The organism is Roseibacillus persicicus, from assembly GCF_014651675.1.
Classification (GTDB): Bacteria; Verrucomicrobiota; Verrucomicrobiia; order Verrucomicrobiales; family Akkermansiaceae; genus Roseibacillus; species Roseibacillus persicicus.
The window spans coordinates 166,121-180,786 of sequence record NZ_BMXI01000003.1 but is presented as its reverse complement, the minus strand read 5'-3'; the positions used below and the strand labels follow the sequence as shown (position 1 = coordinate 180,786).

The window sequence follows — 14,666 nt, the reverse complement described above, 5'->3', positions numbered from 1 at the left end:
CATGTCCGCCGAACAAACCAATCGTCCCCAAAGAATCCGGGTAGTGGATTCGCACACCGCGGGAGAGCCTACCCGCGTGGTGGTTGATGGTGGGCCGAAGATTCCACAGGCGGGAGCAGCCCTGGCCAAAGAATATCTGCGCGACCATGCCGACTGGATGCGGTGTGCTCTTCTCCATGAGCCCCGTGGCTTCGACGCCGTGGTTGGGGCCTTTCTCTGCGAACCAGCGGACGAGAGCTGTGTCGCTGGGGTGGTCTTTTTTAACAATGCGGGATACCTCAATGGCTGCCTTCATGGGACCATTGGAGTTGTCGAGACTCTTGCTCATTTGGGACGCATCGGCCCGGGTTCCCACAAGCTGGAATCCACCGTGGGCGTCATTACTGCCGAGCTGGCGGAAGATGGTCGGGTGACGGTGAGCAATGTGCCCAGCTACCGCTATCTGGCGAAGGCAGCCGTGGACGTTCCCGGCTACGGTGAAGTGACTGGGGATGTCGCTTGGGGCGGCAACTGGTTTTTCCTAATCGAGGGGCAGGGGCCGAGCGTTCGGCAGAGCCAGATCGAAGAGCTTACGAATTTCACTTGGGCCGTTCGGCAAGCCCTCGATGCTTCAGTCCTGCGGGGAAAGGACGGGGGGCTTATCGACCACGTGGAAGTCTTCGCCTATCCCCAGTCGGGAGTGGATGCTGATAGCCAGAACTTCGTGATGTGCCCGGGCAAAGCTTATGACCGTTCGCCCTGCGGCACGGGGACGAGCGCGAAGCTGGCCTGCCTTGCTGCTGAGGGCAAGTTGGCAGAAGGAGAGGTCTTTCGGCAGGCTGGAATCCTGGGGACTTCTTTCGAAGGTCGTTACCAACGGCTTGACCCCGAGACAATCACCCCCATCGTGACGGGGCAGGCATACATCACGGCTGAAAGCGAATTCATCCTGCGGGAGGACGACCCCTATCGCTACGGCGTGGAATATACAGCCTAACAACCCTAAAAATCTAAATTTATGAAACTGGAAGGATACTCAATCATCGGAAGTCAACGCGGCGCGGGTGCGGGCGGGACATGGCAGGCCAAGAACCCCGCTACGGGAGAAGAATTAGAAACGGTCTTCCATGGTGAAAACGAGGAAGGAGTCAATCAGGCCGTGGCTCTGGCCGAGGAAGCTTTCGCGACTTTTGGCGAAGCCGAGGGAAAAGTGCGGGCCGAATTACTGCGTGCGATTGCGGAGGAGATCGATGCCGTGGAGGAAGAGATTGTGCCCCGCATGATGGCGGAGAGCGCCTTGCCCGAGCCCCGTTGCCGGGGGGAAAAGGGCAGAACTGTGGGCCAGTTGCGGATGTTTGCGGACCTCGTCGAAGAGGGCTCGTGGGTGGATGCGCGCATCGATTTGGCGCAACCGGATCGGGCACCGATCCCCAAGCCGGACTTGCGCTCCATGCAGCGTTCGATTGGACCGGTGGCGGTCTTTTGTGCGAGTAACTTTCCCTTGGCCTTTTCGGTTGCGGGTGGCGATACCGCCAGCGCGTTGGCAGCAGGTTGTCCGGTCATAGTGCGGGCTCATTCCGCTCACCCGGGCACAGCCGAGATTGTGGGCAAGGCGGTTCAAGCTGCAGTAGCCAAGTGTGGGCTGCCCGAGGGAGTCTTCTCCTTGATTTTTGATGATGGCATTGAGCTTGGAACCGCTCTCGCCAAGCATCCGGGCATCAAGGCCATCGGTTTCACTGGTTCCCGCGCCGGAGGCCGCGCGCTCATGGATGTGGCGGCTGCTCGCGAAGTGCCGATTCCGGTTTATGCGGAGATGAGTTCAATCAACCCGATTTTCGTTCTGCCGGGAGCGATGGCTGAGCGTGGAGCTCAGATTGCGGAAGGACTCGTGGGTTCAGTGAGCCTCGGGGTTGGTCAATTCTGCACCAGTCCGGGATTGGTTTTCACCACGGGTGAGGGGTCTGATGACTTTGCCGCCAAGGTGGCGGAAGGACTTGGAGCGGTGGCTCCGGCGACCATGTTGCACGAAGGCATTGCGAAGAATTATTGTAATGGGGTGAGCAAGATGAGCTCCCAGGAAGGGGTTGAGCAGATTGCGTCGGTGGATTCCAGTGGCTGTCAGGCGGGACCTGCAGTTTTCCAAACAAAGGTTTCCGAGTTCCTGAGTAATGAAAATTTGAGTGCCGAGGTTTTTGGGCCCGCCACCTTGTTAGTAAATTGCGATAGTGATGTCGACTACCTTGCGGCTGCGGAGTCGCTTGAAGGCCAGCTCACCGCCAGCGTTCATGGCACCGAGGAGGACTTGAAGGCAGCAGGACCGCTTCTTTCGCTCTTATCACGTCGTGCTGGCCGTCTCATCGTGAACGGTTTTCCCACTGGGGTGGACGTGTGTCCGTCGATGGTTCACGGGGGACCCTATCCGGCCACTTCCGACGGCTCGAGTAGTTCGGTCGGGACTCGTGCCATCGGTCGCTTTACCCGCTCTGTTTCTTGGCAGGGCATGCCGGAGCATCTCCTCCCGGCCGAGTTGCAATCCTCCAATCCGCTGGGGATCTGGCGTCTGGTGGACGGGCAGTTGAGCAAAGAACCGGTCTGATTGATTCCGAACATGGCAAAGGACGCAAATTCGGTCGTGGTGGTCGGTGGTGGCGTGGTCGGCTTGGCCAGCGCCTACTACTTGGCTAAGGCTGGTCGCCAGGTGACCGTGGTCGAGAGGGATTCGACCTTGCTCTCCGGTTGTTCGGAGGGCAATGCGGGCATGATCGTGCCCAGTCACTTCATTCCGCTCGCCGCTCCGGGCGTGATCAGTCAGGGGATGAAGTGGATGCTCGATCCCAAGAGTCCCTTCTTCCTGCGTCCGCGTTTGGATTTCGACCTGGCCCGTTGGGTGTGGCTTTTCTTTCGCCATGCCAATGCCGGCCACGTGCAGCGTAGCGAGCACCTCTTGCGGGACATCGGACTGGAGAGCCGTCGTCTTCACGTGGAATTGGCAAGGGAGAGAGGTTTTCACTTGGAAGAGCGAGGTCTTCTCATGCTCTGTCAGTCGGAGAAGGGTCTCGATGAGGAAGCGGAAGTTGCCAAGGATGCGATCCGCTTGGGTTTGGATGTCGAAATTTTTGGCAAGGACCGGCTCAAGGATTTCGAACCGGGTGCCAGTGTCGAGGCCCTCGGGGGCGTGTGGTTCAAGCAGGACTGTCATCTTTCTCCCCTGGATTTTGTAGAGGCTTTGCGAAAAGCCATTGTCGCGAATGGAGGAACCTTTCTTGAGGAAGAAGTCGTCGGTTTTGCCTATGAAGGCGAACAAGTGATCGGAGTCAAGACCGCTACAGGGACTCTCGTCGAAGGCGGAAAAGTGGTTCTGGCTGGGGGAATGGCTTCGCTCGAGCTTGCTCGGAAACTGGGTCTCAAGATTCCCATGCAGGGAGGAAAGGGCTATAGCTTGACGCTCAAGGAGCCCAAAAAAGCGTTGCAACTCTGTAGTCTTCTCAAAGAAGGGCGCGTGGCGGTGACTCCGATGGGGAAGACTTTGCGTGTAGCGGGGACGATGGAGATCTGTGGTTCGGATACGTCACTGAGCCCGGCTCGCCTACAGGGTATCATCGAATCCTTCTGCCGCTTTTATCCCGATTTCTCGCCGGCTGATTTTGAAGGGATCGAGCCGTGGGTGGGGCTGCGCCCATGTTCGCCTGATGGACTTCCTTATCTTGGGAGGCTTTCGAATCAAGAGCGGGTCATCGTAGCGACTGGGCATTCCATGATGGGGCTGAGTCTCGCTCCAGTGACTGGTTGGCTGGTGGAAAAGCTCGTCTCGGGAGAAGCCTCTCCCATCGATCTGACTGCTCTCGAACCAACCCGTTTCGGATAACAATGGAGCAGGGACATTCCTGTCCCTGGGACGGTTCGTCCAAGCCGAACCGTCAGCCACGACCCCTTTCCGACGAAGGCTCTGAGACCCCAAGGCTCTGCCCAAAGACCGAAATGTCCCTGCTCCGGTAGGGTCCTTTTTGCAAAAGGACCGCGAGAGTTGAGGGCCGTTCGCCTCACCATCTCACGGACGACGGCTGGAGGCCTGGGGACCTTCCCCGAACCTTCGCGGCTGTTTTATCAAAACAGCCCTAACGATGGAGCAGGGACATGCCTGTCCCTGGGACGGTTCGTTCAAGCCGAACCGTCAGCCACGAACCTTTTCCGACGAAGGCTATGAGACCCCAAGGCTCTGCCCAAGGAGCGGAATGTGCAGGCTCCCTTAAAGTTCGCCGGTAGCTGCGCTTTTTGCGATCTCTGGAGTTGTTTTGGGCTCTGTCTTGCTGGCGAAGTCCAACTCCAGCTGGGCGGGTGGGGGAAGAAAGAGTCGCCTCAACTGATCTCCCTCTAACAGGCTCGGCGCGGGGTGATAATCGAGGGTGGTGAGAAACGGTCGACACTTCTTGAGCGAAACTCCGAGCGTTTGCAGGTCTTGCAAGCGGAGAGCGTGATGCCTGCGGCTGGTCAGAATCCGCTGGACCGACCTCACCCCGATTCCGGGAATACGGAGCAGAGTGTCCTTGGGGGCCCGGTTGATATCGACTGGAAACAAGGTGCGATTGCGCAAGGCCCAAGAGAGCTTGGGGTCCATCTCGAGGTCGAGCGTGGGATGTTCCGCATTGGCAATCTCGCCGACCGAGTATCCATAGAACCGCAACAACCAGTCGGCCTGATAGAGTCGATGTTCGCGAATGAGAGGCGGCGATTTGGCGGGGAGAATCGGTGAGGAGTCAGGAATCGGGCTGTAGGCCGAGTAGTAGACCCGCCGTAGCTTGTAACTACTATACAGGTCGTTACTTCGGTGAAGAATCTCGTGGTCGTTGGCCTCATCGGCTCCGATGATCATTTGCGTCGACTGGCCTGCCGGGGAAAAGGCGGCGGGCTTGCTGGCGCGGGAGACCGTCTTGTCACGGCGGGCCTCTTTGTTTTCCTCAATCCGCAATCGAATGCCTCCCATGGCTTGGCGCGTGCGGCGCAAATTTTTTTCCGGGGCCAAGGTCTCAAGACTCTTTTGGGTTGGCAGTTCAATATTGATGCTGATGCGATCCGCGTATTTGCCCGCCGCCTCGATCAATTCCTGCGAAGCCTCGGGGATGGTCTTGAGATGAATGTAACCGCGAAACTGGTGGTCCACCCGCAGACTGCGGGCGATCTCCACCACCTGCTCCATCGTGTAGTCGGGATTGCGAATGATTCCCGAGCTGAGAAAAAGCCCTTCGATGTAGTTTCGTTTATAAAAGTCCAAGGTCAATTTCACCACCTCTTGGGGAGTGAAACGGGCACGGGGAGTATCGCTGGAACGCCGGTTGATGCAGTAGTGGCAATCGTAGATGCAGGCATTGGTAAGCAGGATTTTCAGCAAAGAAATACAACGTCCGTCCGGAGCGTAGCTGTGACAAATCCCCGCTCCGCCTGATGAGCCCAAGGCTTTGGAATTCTTTCCCGAAGAATCCCGCTTGTCAGTACCGCTACTCGCGCAGGAAGCATCATACTTCGCCGCATCGGCGAGAATTGAGAGTTTGTTTTTGAGGTCCACAGAGAGAAGTGTTACTCTGAATAGTTGTTCAAACGAGTGAAAGATCAAGTTCTAAAGCCCGAAATCGCTCATCGGGTGCAGCGATGGTTCTTCCTTTAGGAAAAAATGATTCCGCAAATGTAACCTCGTCCGGCGGGGAAGGTTAGTCTTGGTTGTTATGATGAAAAAGACACTGCTCACTCTCGCGGCCCTCACCGCCAGCAACTTCGCTTCCCCTATTGACTTCGACCAGATTCCCGCTGCCGCCCAATGGTATCTTCACGCTGATGTCGATGCCGTGCGCACGACCGAAATCGGCGAAGAGCTGAAAGCACTGGTGGAGCAAGAAGCCGGGAAAGAGTTGAAGGCGATGACCCGAATCTTTGCCTTCGATCCCATGGAAGACCTGGCTGCCGTGACGCTGTTTGGTGAGGGTGACAATGCGGTGGTACTCATTCATGGCGAGTTCGATCGGGCGCATTTGGTGGATGTGATAGGTGGAGCGGATGAGCATGAAGTGAGCGACTATCAGGGCTTTCAGGTTCATAGCTGGGACGACAAAGGCAAAACCCAGCATGGTGTCTTCGTGAAGGCCGACCTTTTGGCCATTTCGGAAAAAACCAAGCACCTCAAGCATGCCTTGGACGTTTTCGCAGGGGTCAAGGAGCCCATGGGCAAGGGAGACGCGGAGGGTGCTCCTCTGATGTTCGGTCTCGCCAATCTCTCGAAGATGGAGATTGAAGATGAAGACATGGAGATCTTCAAAGAGGCCAAGTCGGTGACCATGCGAATGGACGAAGCGGAAGAAGCCATGATCGCCACGCTCAAGATTTCGACTGATGACGCCAAGCTCGCCAAACGAATGAGCCGAATGGTCGATGGTTTGCTGGCTATGGTCGAAGGGAGCATTCCTGCCATCGATGACTACGGCCTCGAGAGTGAGGTTGCGCAAGGCGACGACAAGACCAAGGTCGTTGCTACCGTCAAGATGCCTTCCAAGCATCTGGTCGGCCTCTTGGAATACCTCCAGACCTTGAAAGAGTAGTCCGCAGACTTGTCGAATCCGGAATCAGACGAAGAACTCGCCGCGCGTGCTCAAAAAGGAGACCGCGCGGCTTTCAACGTACTCGTGACCCGGCATCACAAGCGCATCTTCGCCTTTCATCGCAGCTCGGGGAATGCGACCCAGGATGCCGAGGACTATACCCAGGAAACTTTTCTGCGCGTTTTTAAGTCCATTGCTCGTTATGATTCCTCGCAGTGTTTTCTTCCCTGGCTCTACACCATTGCACGGCGCGAGGCGATTCGGGCCTGGAGGAAAAAGAAGCCCGCCGAGCCTCTTCCGCCAGCCGAAAGTTTGGTCGATGCTGAAGGGGACCGGCACTTGGGTCCCCACCTCTGGCATCTCGCCCGACTCCACCTCAAGCCCGTCGCTTTCACTGCCCTTTGGTTGCAATACAGAGAGGATCTGCCTTTAGGTGAAATCGCTTGTTCGATTCAGAAGTCAGAATCCGCCACCAAGGTTCTCCTCCACCGTGCCCGCGCCACCTTGCGGGAAAAAATAGACCCCGCCGAACTCATTCCCCAAACCCAGCTTCACCCCGAATCCATTAGCCCATGAATCTGTCAGACCTCGAGAATCACCTTCGCCAAGAGCACCCTCAGGAAGTGCCCCGCCCGGGACTGGATACCCGAATTCAAGCCAACCTGCCTCAGGGTAAGAAGCGTCCCTTTGCCGCTTGGCTTTCTTGCGCGACGGTTGCGGTCCATGTGATCGTTGTTGCGGTGATGTGGAAAATTTCGAGCCCATCCCTGCCGAGTGAATCCGGCGCACGGCAGACGGTCGAAGCGAACGCCTCATTATCGGTTCCCACCATCTCTCCCCAGAAAGTCTTTCGCCAAACTCCTTTGGAGAAAGAAGCGGTTGCCCTGCAAAACACCGCCCGCAAAACCACCTCCTTCCTCCTCTCCCGCTTCCCTTCTCTGCCCGAAGAACAGTCGTAGGCTAGGGGAGGACGAAGCGTTGGCGCTGGGAGTCGAACTGGAGTCGTTCGAAGTTCTGGTGGCTCCAGTCTGCGAGGTCTTCACCATAATTCTCGTCGATGACTTTCTCCAGCCACTTGTAGCGGCCCGAGTGTGAGGCGGATTCTTCGAGCACCACGGAGGTGATGAGGCGGCGAAGGGCCTCGCGATTTCCCTGCTTGGCCGCGAGGTATCCCAATTCTTCAGGATTGGCCTTTCGGGCATGGAGGTGGACGAGCCAGGCTTGCTCAATGGTCTCTGCGAGGGGGAAGCCGGGGAGCTCCTCGAGCACTTTTGCCAACTCGGCGTGCTTGTATCCCGCTTGCGTAAAGAGCCAGGCGAGGTCCGGATAGGTTGCGGGATCTTCTTGGGAAGCCACGATGACAATGACCTCTGCGATGGAGTCGTCGGGGATGGGGACTCGGTTTCGAATCAGTTCAGTTAGAACGGGCGCCGCTTCTTGGGACCATCCTTTCTCCGAGAAGAGATTGGCTAGAGACGGGTCGCGCTGGAGGGCTGTTAGAAGGGCTGGGAGGTGGGTTTCATTGGCATGCCGCTTGACCGTTTGATGTGCGAGTTGTTGCGCTGGTGGGAAGACTGGAAGGTGATTGATCAAGCTGGCAAGGTGCTCTTCTCCGACCGCGGCGTATTTTTGTTTAGCCAAGAAGAGTTCCGATTTGTCAGGGCGATCCGGCAAGTCATAGAGAATGCTGTCGAGGTAGTCTGCGACTTCGCTTTGGGATGCTTGCTGAGGCAGCTCCGCAATGGACCATCTGATTTTTTCATCGTTATCGGTTTCCTGTGGCTTCTCTGGGCTAGTGCCGAAAGGACGCCAGTTTTCACGCGCAAAGTTGCCTTGCACTGACCCCACCTGTTGGTAGGTGAACACAAGAAGCTCTAACTGAGAGAAGAGGTTTTGAGAGGGATACTGCGCTTGAAGAGAGCGCAGGTCCTCTTCGCTGAGTGTGCAGGAGAACTTGGCTTTTCGAATCGGGCTCGAGCTGTGGTTCATGCCTACGAATTGATAAGGGCATTGATATAGGGTGCCGGTGGCGGAGTCCTTTAGCAAAAGACCGAGGGGATTCTGGGTAATTGATAGCGAGTTGGAATCAGGAAATTCGTCGTATTGGTGGCGTTCCAAGGAGGTGAGGAGACCTGATAAGTGAAGCCTCAAGTTGCCTTCATCTTCGTCGATTGAGATCACTTTCAATCGGGTGCTGTCGTCAATGAGACGGGTTACTTGTCTTTGCAAAGGGAGAGTTGCCACTAGCTCTGGTTTGATTAAGATGCCGAGGTAGGAACCCTTGAGATCGATGGGGACAGGGATTTGGTTGGTCCATTCGCTGGGGAGGATGCAGTCGTCGGCAATCAGGTGATCGGTATTCAACTGGGCAGGAAGGATGCGCGCCAGTTGGGGAGAAAGCTGGAGCCGATTCTTGATGCTCTTGGAGATTCGGGAGCCATCGGTGGAGCAGTCGACACGGTAGGGCATGAGCATTTGCCCAAACGGAACCTTGGCCGCGAACTGGGGTGCGATTCGCACTTCCTCCGGACTTGGCTGCTCGTTCTCGGCAAGCACCCTGAGGTCGAGTTTCTGAGGCGCGATCTCATTGGGTTCGCGGGGCTTAAAGTAGCGAAAATTCCACAGCAGTCCACTGGTGGAGTAGACCATGAGGGCGAGGACTGCCAAGTAGGTGGCAAACTTTGGCTTTCGGTAACGGGCTGTCGCAATCCAGGCGATCAAAAGCAAAGCGCTCGATAGCAGCAGGGGGCGCAAGGGAGATTCAGAGATTCGCAAACGGGGAGGTCCGGGGTTGAGAAGGAGGCCGAGCCCGGTCTGAATGGCAATGAAGGTGACGATGGCTCCAAAAGCCCAAAACAAGACGACGACCGGTCGGGGGGAGATTCCACACAGAAGAGCGACCCAGGAAATGAGATAGAAACTGAATGCGGTAACGAGAAGAGAGGACTGTTGAACGAAGACCCAACTGGGAATGAAGAAGGCTAAGGGAAGAGTGAAGAAGGCGATGAGGGGGAGGATGATCAGGAGAATGAGGAAGGTCGCCTTTTCCCAAACGAGCTTAGACGAGTAAATTGGCAAGGTTCGCCAATGGTGACACTCCTCGCCGAAGGGCGTGGTGAAGAGAGCCAGGAAAGTCAAGAGGGCGCCGATCAAGGTGACGAATGAGTCGAGCGACCTGAGCCACAGAATCTGTAAAGAGGAGTAGTTTGTATCATCGTCCAGCGCCATATATCTACCTACCCCGATGAGAAGGAGTGAGAGTATCCACGGGCCCCAAAGGGGGAAAATTCTCCGGAAATCCCATTTCCATTGATTGAAGAAAGTCGTCATCAGTTTGAATTCTTAGAGTTGTTAGAGCGGAGGATGAAACGTCGGAGGACGGGATCGAACTGGAAGTCGGCAGGATCATGTTTTAGGATCCAGCCTATCAATTCTTGGTTATCGAGAAGGTCAGGGAGGTTGTTGGGAGGTAGGAATAAGCCTTGCAGATGATTCTCGATACTCGCACTACGATCAGTCTTCCGCGCAAAGCGAAGAATTGCGAAGAGGTCGGGGAGGGCGTTTTCGTCGCCGAGCGTGAGCGCGAGGGTGAGCTTGGGAGGCAGACTCTCTGAGGTTCGGGAGGGAGGGAGGGCGAAGAGAGGGGGCTGCCAGGTCGAAAGAGAGGACTTCTGAAGCGCATCATTTAGGTGAGGGGTGCGAACAATGTGATGAAGGAAATGAGAGGACGGGTATTCTGCGACCAGTTCGAGGAGAAGGCGGTCATTCGACGGATTTTTCCCAGCGAGCAAGCCTCTCAATGCAGCGAGTTGATATTCGGAACCGCTATTCATCTTGAGGAGATGCTTTCGGAAGACCTTTTCACCTTCCTGATACCATCCGCGCTCGAGCAAGCAGTTCATCAGCAAGGGGGTCTTCCAGGCAGCCTCGACGACTGCTTGTTTTTGCTCGGGAGTCGCCCCCAAGGAGATCGCGCGCGCGAAGACCCGATTGTGGCCCGAGTGATGATCGAAGACAGCAATCTGGTTGAGAAACAGTGGCAAGTGATTTTCTACTAGGGGGGCGAACAAGGGCGCGATCCTCTCTATCTCCCAGAAAAACTGCTGGTGAGAAAAGAAATCCAATCGTGCGTAATCCTCGAGAAAGCGGGTGACCTCACTTGGCGAGGCCTCGGGCGAGGGACGGTGCTTGCGAATCCAAAGTGCCAGTTCGCCACTGTGGTAGAGTTTTTCGTCAGGTTTAGTCCACTGCTTGCGGTGATTTCGTCCACTCGGAACAAAGGCGGGGAAAACTTTTTGAAAGGGAATCGAAACGGCTCCGATTTCAGTTGAGTGGAAGATAACGAGTTGGGCTTCCTTGGCCTGGAAGGAACCTTTGGGGAGATCGTCGAAGTAGATGCGAAGTTGATTGCGATAGAAAAGATTGGAATGAATCGCGAGATTGTCCCTTATGATTCGCCCGAACTGAATGAGCTGGTGCTCGGGGAGATAGACTCCACAAAGGTAGTCGGGGGAGGCTGCGATGACTCTTTCGGGATTGAGAAGGAGGGTCGGGACATGGCTCTGTTGGAGGGTTACCTCGAAGTGTCTGTCCTCCCTCCATTCGTAGTTGAGGAGACGCAGAGCACTTCTCCGATTGGGAGAGTCGGAACCCAAGGGGATGATGGCCTTCGTTGTCCAATTTCCCACCGGGAGATCGAACCCCGTATCGGTGACTGTTTCTCGGGTTGGGAAGGGGTCGAAGAAGGACCTGCTGTTGTGCCACTTTCCTTTTGTCATTTCGGAAATTGGGACAAGGGTTTTTACTTGGGGGAAATCCTTTTGGATGAGGCGGGTGAAACCGGGAGATAGCTCAAGCGACGCAGAGTCGATCGGGTCGAATACAGGGCGAAGTAGGTGAAGTCCGCAAAGGGAAAGCGACTGGCGAGCTTTTCTTGAATCGTAGGAGGCAGTGATATCGCCACCGGTTGTCGATTGATAGGCGGGACGAATTCACCGAAGCGGGTTTGAACTTCAATGGGCTGTTCCGACTGCAGGAGAATGTGAGCGACTTCCTTCTGATGGGGGAGTGGGGGTCGAAAATCGTGTCGAGAGAGTTGGTTGACCGCGAAGAGGGTGACGAGACAAAGACCGAACTGAAGAAGAAAAAGGTGTGGCCATCTGATAGGGGTGCGGATGGCCTTGGCTGCCAGCGCGAGAAGACCTAGAGAGAAAATGAGTGAGCCGAGGAAAAGTGCGGTGGGAGTGGGGGGAAGGTCGAACCAAGTGGTTCGGAAGAAGAAGGTGCGTCTTTGAAGCCAATCAAAAAGCCCCCAGAGCCCTGTTAGAAAGAAGAGGGTAAGGAGAGCGGAGAGGACGCAAGTGAGTGCCGAACGTTGATGCACGGTGAAGGAGGCAATAAGCAGCGCGAGTGCAGTGAGAACGAGTAGCCAGTCGGCGGTGAGAGTTCGGAGAATGGTAGAGATCTCGCCGAAATAGAGCGAGACCAGCGCATTGGTGACAAGGACGGGAAGGATGACTCCCGCGAAGATGAAGAGAGCCTTTCCTCCATACAGGGATGTCCGGGAGAGCGGACGGGTGGTGAGATGGCGGTCGTGCTTGGCAAGCGAGTCGGCGAGAAAGGGTGCCGCCACAAGAAAGGAAAAGAGTAGAAAGGTAGCGGCATTCAGGAAGTAAGCGAGCGATTCCGCGATGGACCAATCCTGCGAGGAGTTAGAGATCACTTGCTGTTGTCCCAGGGCGAACAAAGCGACGAAGCAAATGACGAGGACCCAGTGCTTTCGAAACTCGTGGGCGCATTGATGAATGAGAAGTTTCATGATTGGCTAGGCGGGTTGTTGGGTAGGCGAAAGGACTTGGCGAAGACCACGAAGATTTCCCGCAGGGTGAGGGGCTGGACCTCGTGGGTGAGGGCATCGGGAAAGTGCTTCCCGATCTGCTCGGGTAGAGTGGTGGTGTGAAAGCGATGGTCGATGAAGCGAATGGTGCGGCCCGAGACCTGGAAGTCGCTCCAGGTGGCGGGAAGGCCTGCGGGAAGGTTTTTGCTATCGGGGAAATTGACGGTGACTTTGCGAAAGCGTTCTAACAGTTCATCGGTTGATTCGTTGAGCTCGAGATGACCGCGATTGAGAATGGTGACGCGGTCACAGAGTCGTTGCACCTCCTCAATGTCATGGGAGGAGATGAGGACGGACCAGCCTTCCACCTCGGTGAGCTCTAACAGGCCATGAAGAAACTCGTCGCGGACCAAGGGATCGAGTCCCGAGAAGGGTTCGTCGAGAACAACCACCTGGGGGCGATAGGCGAGGCTGGAGAGGAGGGCCGCCTTCATTCTTTGTCCACGCGAGAGAGAGCGGAGTTTGGTTTTGAGCGGGATGTTGAACTCGCGCAGCAGTTTCTTTTCGAACTCCCGGTCCCAATCGGGATACATCGGCCGGAGATAGTCGAGGAGCTGGGTCACGTTCATCCAGCTGGGCAGTTGCTGATTCTCCGAAACGTAGCCGATGCGTTGGAGCTGTTTCGGGCCGAGCTTGCGCGAATCACAGCCGAGGATTTTTGCCTGGCCGGAGTCCGGAACTTGAAGGTTGAGTAGGCACTTGATGGTCGTGGTCTTTCCTGCGCCATTAGGCCCGAGAAAGGCCGTGACTGCTCCCTCTGGAATGGAGAGCGAAAGGTCGTTGACCGCAGGAGACTTGCGGAAGTTCTTCGTCAGATTTTCCAGTTCAATGATTGAGCTCATGATGATTTGCGATGGTTGTTGCGAAGGGCAGTGAGGACGTCGTCAAGGTCGAGTCCCAGTTCTTGGGCTTGCGCCAAGAGGTCTTGGCAGGCGGGAGAGAGGAGATTGATGCGTTCCGACTTGTTCGGGAGGTCAGGCACCCCGACCACCATGCCGATTCCGGGGCGGGCCACCAGATAACCAGCAGACTTGAGCTGGCTCACGACCTTGTGGGCGGTGGTGGGGCTAATGGTGAGTTCCTGGCTAAGAGAACGGACGGAGGGAAAGAGATCGCCTTCCTTCAACTGTCCAGTGAGGACCGCTTTGCGCACCGCGCTCAGAATTTGTTCTGAGACGGGGAAGCCATCTTTGAGCTGGAGGGAGAAAGGAAGCATGCCGAAAATTGAGGTGTAACACGAATAGTGTAACACCTAGAACGCGTCAATTTAAAATATCTTTTTCCCCAACAGGGCTCGCCTTTCACTTATTCTTTGATAGCTTTCGCCTGAAAATTCATGAAACCAACGCTCCTCTTTCTATTACCTCTTTTCGCTCTTGCTTCTTGTGAGGAAAATGATCGTCAAGTTGACCGTGAGGCTTTGCAGGAGATGGAGGAGGCACAGAGTGAGTTTGCCAGTAAATTGGAGGCCTCCTTGAGCAATGAAGACGGTCCGGGGGTCACTGCGGAGGACTTGGAGGCGCATCGGGACTCGGTAAATGCAGCCGCAGACAAGATGGGCGGAAAGTTGGGTGAGGCGATTCGAGCTGTTTCCGCCCTCGAAGATGACTCTGGCGAAGATTTGGCCAAACTGGATGAGTTCGTTGAGAAGTTTGTCGAAGCTATCGACTGGAGCACTTTGGAAGAGGCTGATGACTACGACGAACGGCGCGCTCTTTTGGAGGAGTATAAGGAGTTCAATGAGCAAATGATCGCAGAACAGAAGAATCGTCCAGCGGAGGTCAAGAAGGCCCTCGATCAGATCAATTATGAGGGCGATGAGCGGCGTGACTTCGAGACTGGAGTTCGCAGAAAGCTCGCCAAAATTTTCACTCCGTTTGCCACCATTCGACAGTGTGATATCGAAATTTGTGATTCCTCCGTGCGGGTCTTGAATATGCTTGAAGAGTCCAAGGGCACTTGGGAATGGGATACGGAGAACGATCAGATTCTTTTCGAAAATGATGATGATATCGAGTTGTTCAATGCGGAGATGGCTCTCTTCGATGAGTTTGCGATGAAGCAAGCTGAGGCGCAGTCCGCCTTGGTTGAAGCCATCCGGTAGGTGCTTCTTGCTCTCTCGATTTTCGTGAAAAAGTGCGGGTGGTTTTGTCCTCTTGAGTAGGGATTTTCTCTTCGCAAGAGGCGGTTCGGTCGCGGACTATTTC

At 55.7% G+C, this 14,666-nt stretch carries 13 protein-coding genes; 7 read left to right on the top strand and 6 right to left on the bottom strand.

Annotation, left to right across the window (positions count from 1 at the left end; genetic code table 11):
• The first annotated feature begins 1 nt into the window (after position 1).
• The 3 genes from IE099_RS04760 to IE099_RS04750 are packed head-to-tail and all read left to right on the top strand — an operon-like array spanning position 2 to position 3,844.
• Positions 2–976 (top strand): proline racemase family protein, encoded by a 975-nt coding sequence (locus IE099_RS04760; protein ID WP_189567812.1) that lies wholly within the window; start codon positions 2–4, stop codon positions 974–976.
• 21 nt (positions 977–997) lie between these two features.
• Positions 998–2,575, top strand: coding sequence for an aldehyde dehydrogenase (NADP(+)) (locus IE099_RS04755; protein WP_189567809.1), 1,578 nt, complete (start codon positions 998–1,000; stop codon positions 2,573–2,575).
• Positions 2,576–2,587: 12 nt separating this feature from the next.
• Entirely contained in the window at positions 2,588–3,844 is a 1,257-nt protein-coding gene (locus IE099_RS04750; protein WP_189567807.1) for an NAD(P)/FAD-dependent oxidoreductase, read from the top strand.
• Positions 3,845–4,225: 381 nt separating this feature from the next.
• Here IE099_RS04750 and IE099_RS04745 read toward each other — a convergent pair whose 3' ends face one another.
• The gene (locus tag IE099_RS04745) at positions 4,226–5,539 is read right to left on the bottom strand and encodes a putative DNA modification/repair radical SAM protein (RefSeq protein WP_189567805.1); all 1,314 of its coding nucleotides are present in this window, start codon (positions 5,537–5,539) and stop codon (positions 4,226–4,228) included.
• A gap of 157 nt (positions 5,540–5,696) precedes the next feature.
• Here IE099_RS04745 and IE099_RS04740 point away from each other — a divergent pair, with 157 nt between their 5' ends.
• Genes IE099_RS04740 through IE099_RS04730 form a run of 3 tightly spaced genes read left to right on the top strand, consistent with a single transcriptional unit; the run spans position 5,697 to position 7,522 of the window.
• The gene (locus tag IE099_RS04740) at positions 5,697–6,563 is read left to right on the top strand and encodes a hypothetical protein (protein ID WP_189567803.1); all 867 of its coding nucleotides are present in this window, start codon (positions 5,697–5,699) and stop codon (positions 6,561–6,563) included.
• 9 nt (positions 6,564–6,572) lie between these two features.
• Positions 6,573–7,139: an RNA polymerase sigma factor gene (locus IE099_RS04735; protein WP_189567802.1), complete on the top strand. Its 567-nt coding sequence runs from the start codon at positions 6,573–6,575 to the stop codon at positions 7,137–7,139.
• Positions 7,136–7,522 (top strand): hypothetical protein, encoded by a 387-nt coding sequence (locus IE099_RS04730; protein ID WP_189567800.1) that lies wholly within the window; start codon positions 7,136–7,138, stop codon positions 7,520–7,522. Before IE099_RS04735 ends, IE099_RS04730 begins: the two co-directional genes overlap by 4 nt.
• A 1-nt stretch (position 7,523) precedes the next feature.
• On the opposite strand, the gene IE099_RS04725 is transcribed toward IE099_RS04730, so the two are convergent.
• From IE099_RS04725 to IE099_RS04705, 5 genes are all read right to left on the bottom strand, one after another.
• Entirely contained in the window at positions 7,524–9,791 is a 2,268-nt protein-coding gene (locus IE099_RS04725; RefSeq protein ID WP_189567798.1) for a hypothetical protein, read from the bottom strand.
• A gap of 101 nt (positions 9,792–9,892) precedes the next feature.
• Positions 9,893–11,341: a hypothetical protein gene (locus IE099_RS04720; protein ID WP_189567796.1), complete on the bottom strand. Its 1,449-nt coding sequence runs from the start codon at positions 11,339–11,341 to the stop codon at positions 9,893–9,895.
• 23 nt (positions 11,342–11,364) lie between these two features.
• A complete protein-coding gene (locus tag IE099_RS04715) occupies positions 11,365–12,381 on the bottom strand; it encodes a hypothetical protein (protein WP_189567794.1) in 1,017 nt (338 codons plus the stop codon).
• Positions 12,378–13,301 carry an ABC transporter ATP-binding protein gene (locus IE099_RS04710; protein ID WP_189567792.1) on the bottom strand — a complete coding sequence of 308 codons (924 nt, stop codon included), beginning with the start codon at positions 13,299–13,301 and terminating at the stop codon, positions 12,378–12,380. The genes IE099_RS04715 and IE099_RS04710 overlap by 4 nt, the downstream gene beginning before the upstream one ends.
• Positions 13,298–13,675: a GntR family transcriptional regulator gene (locus IE099_RS04705; protein WP_189567790.1), complete on the bottom strand. Its 378-nt coding sequence runs from the start codon at positions 13,673–13,675 to the stop codon at positions 13,298–13,300. Before IE099_RS04705 ends, IE099_RS04710 begins: the two co-directional genes overlap by 4 nt.
• Positions 13,676–13,795: 120 nt before the next feature.
• On the opposite strand from IE099_RS04705, the gene IE099_RS04700 reads away from it, so the two are divergent.
• The gene (locus tag IE099_RS04700) at positions 13,796–14,563 is read left to right on the top strand and encodes a hypothetical protein (RefSeq protein WP_189567788.1); all 768 of its coding nucleotides are present in this window, start codon (positions 13,796–13,798) and stop codon (positions 14,561–14,563) included.
• Positions 14,564–14,666 lie beyond the last annotated feature (103 nt).

Excerpts from the sequence above, each read along its gene's own strand:
- IE099_RS04760 (WP_189567812.1), top strand. The coding sequence starts at position 2 with ATGTCCGCCGAACAAACCAATCGTCCCCAAAGAATCCGGGTAGTGGAT.
- IE099_RS04755 (WP_189567809.1), top strand. The coding sequence starts at position 998 with ATGAAACTGGAAGGATACTCAATCATCGGAAGTCAACGCGGCGCGGGT.
- IE099_RS04750 (WP_189567807.1), top strand. The coding sequence starts at position 2,588 with ATGGCAAAGGACGCAAATTCGGTCGTGGTGGTCGGTGGTGGCGTGGTC.
- IE099_RS04740 (WP_189567803.1), top strand. The coding sequence starts at position 5,697 with ATGATGAAAAAGACACTGCTCACTCTCGCGGCCCTCACCGCCAGCAAC.
- IE099_RS04730 (WP_189567800.1), top strand. The coding sequence starts at position 7,136 with ATGAATCTGTCAGACCTCGAGAATCACCTTCGCCAAGAGCACCCTCAG.
- IE099_RS04725 (WP_189567798.1), bottom strand. The coding sequence starts at position 9,791 with ATGGCGCTGGACGATGATACAAACTACTCCTCTTTACAGATTCTGTGG.
- IE099_RS04720 (WP_189567796.1), bottom strand. The coding sequence starts at position 11,341 with ATGACAAAAGGAAAGTGGCACAACAGCAGGTCCTTCTTCGACCCCTTC.
- IE099_RS04715 (WP_189567794.1), bottom strand. The coding sequence starts at position 12,381 with ATGAAACTTCTCATTCATCAATGCGCCCACGAGTTTCGAAAGCACTGG.
- IE099_RS04710 (WP_189567792.1), bottom strand. The coding sequence starts at position 13,301 with ATGAGCTCAATCATTGAACTGGAAAATCTGACGAAGAACTTCCGCAAG.
- IE099_RS04705 (WP_189567790.1), bottom strand. The coding sequence starts at position 13,675 with ATGCTTCCTTTCTCCCTCCAGCTCAAAGATGGCTTCCCCGTCTCAGAA.
- IE099_RS04700 (WP_189567788.1), top strand. The coding sequence starts at position 13,796 with ATGAAACCAACGCTCCTCTTTCTATTACCTCTTTTCGCTCTTGCTTCT.